Consider the following 656-nt stretch of genomic DNA (forward strand, 5'->3'; position numbering starts at 1 on the left):
TTCTTTTGGCGCTTGAGGTGAGCTCATTGACGTATCTTCTTTAGGACCAAGATACGCCATCAGTGCGCGAACTGCCGCCGGCTCTTGCATGCTAAAAGTGAAATCGCCCTTCACGTTTGAAATTTCCAAACGTGGCAGCACACCAGACATTGGCCCTTGTTTGAGTTGGTCTTGCACTTCATTATTTAAGCCATACGCCCCAGCTTGGCCAGCAACAAAGCCCCCGCCGCTGATAATGCCAGTGGCTAAAGCAGTTCCAATGGCTTCTTTTGCTATCGGCGTAACCCCTGCCGTCGCCACGGAGCTTACACCAAACGTACCCAAACCACCTGTCGCCATGCCAAGTGTAGCACCAACTGCGCCCTCAGCCGACAACATCGCGTGACCAATGGCTAACGTTTGTTGCATTGGCATCGATAAGCGCTGATCTCTTCCCGGCAACTGCGAGATTTGTTCGAGTTGATGATGATACGCTTCGGCATCGCCATTGACGGACGCTTTATGAAGTTCACGCCCTGTGGCGACGAGTAAGCCTACGCCGGGTAACGCCAAATTGATGGCAGCGTTAACACCCGAGCCTTTCAGCTTCTCTTTTCCCATTTCCAACAACTGCGCGCCGAAACCGTCCATTTTACCCGGATACTGGTTTTCCAAAC

Annotated in this window: 1 pseudogene; it reads right to left on the reverse strand. The window is 52.3% G+C overall.

Annotated elements, in window-relative coordinates:
• Positions 1 to 656 (reverse strand): annotated as a pseudogene (gene vopQ, locus R7O13_RS27810) (type III secretion system effector VopQ); the annotation flags it as partial.

The sequence above is a fragment of the Vibrio sp. Y176 genome, assembly GCF_033438945.1.